General features: G+C 33.3%; 2 protein-coding genes. Both read right to left on the reverse strand.

Annotation, left to right across the window (positions count from 1 at the left end; all coding sequences use genetic code 11):
• Window positions 1-272: isochorismatase family protein (locus AC1DRF_RS28300; RefSeq protein ID WP_477742345.1), on the reverse strand; the 272-nt coding region annotated here is incomplete at its 3' end.
• 205 nt (window positions 273-477) lie between these two features.
• Window positions 478-1,281 (reverse strand): isocitrate lyase/PEP mutase family protein (locus AC1DRF_RS28305; RefSeq protein ID WP_477742346.1); only part of this gene is annotated, 804 nt, incomplete at its 5' end.

Consider the following 1,281-nt stretch of genomic DNA (forward strand, 5'->3'; position numbering starts at 1 on the left):
TTTACTTTCTTTTTAAAAATTGTTTCGTTTTTAACTGGAACTGCAATATCTTTGAAACCTGAACTTTGTTTACTAGGGTGGAAAATGGATTCATCGTTATCAGATAAGTGCTGGATATGTATAATTGGGTATTCTTTTTCTCGCCATGTCTTTAAAAGATTTTGGATATTCTCCTCAGCATTAAGGTTATTTCTTATGCCCCATTTCTCATCTTCAAAAGCTCTTTGAACGTCAATGACAATTAACGCTGTATTGCTAAAATCTTCTCTCATGTGTAGTTCTCCTTAAGTGTTTTCTACATATTTTAACATTTATGTTAGATTGGTGTATTAAAAATAAGAATTTGATTTAAGTTTTTTAACTTCCTAGAATTGTGACTATGTTAACTGGATTTGTACACGTTATTCATTTTTACAGCAGTAAAGAGGGCTATTTTTGGCCCTCTTTATTTATACAATATTTTTGCGCTTTTTTACTTTATTTCAGTAATTCAGTCAAATTACCATAAGTAACAACATCATCAATCATAGGTTTAAAGTTTCCATCATTCATAATAGCCTCACTAATTTTCTTTAACAAAGTTATAGTAGCTCTAAAAGGTGCGGAGCCACTACTAATTCTTTCAATTCCCATCTTAGACAGTGTATCTAGAGAGGGTGTATCTGATCCAACTAATAAATTAATTGGACAAGAAGTTTCCTGTCTAAACTTTTTGATGGTATCTATATCGACTACACCAGGAATAAAAATACAATCTGCTCCTGCTTCTTCATAGGCCTTTACCCGTTTGAGTGTAGAATCCAGTCTAAGTAGAGGATTCCCAATATTTAGCCAGTAAAAATCGGTACGTGCGTTAACGAATAAAGGCATATTTAACGATTGAGAAAGTTCTTTAATTGCGGCTATTTTTTCAACTTGTATTGAAACATCCAAAATAGGTTTATTTGGATTTCCTGTACCATCTTCAAGATTTATTCCAACTGCTCCTGCTAGAATCACCTGTCTAACATTTTCTATTACTTCCTCTACAGTTGTCCCATACCCAGCTTCAATATCAGCACTAACAGGGACATTCACAGAGTTAACAATTGATTTAAGAACCTCTACCATTTTTTCAAATGGCAGATTTTCACCATCTGAATATCCTAAAGAAGTAGCTATTCCTGCACTAGTTGTTCCAATAGCTTTGAATCCACTTTTTTGAAAAATACGTGCGCTACTAGCATCCCAAGCGTTTGGCAATACAAAAGTAGATGATTGATTATGGAGTTGCTGAAATTG

Source organism: Priestia sp. P5_B4 (assembly GCF_056400385.1).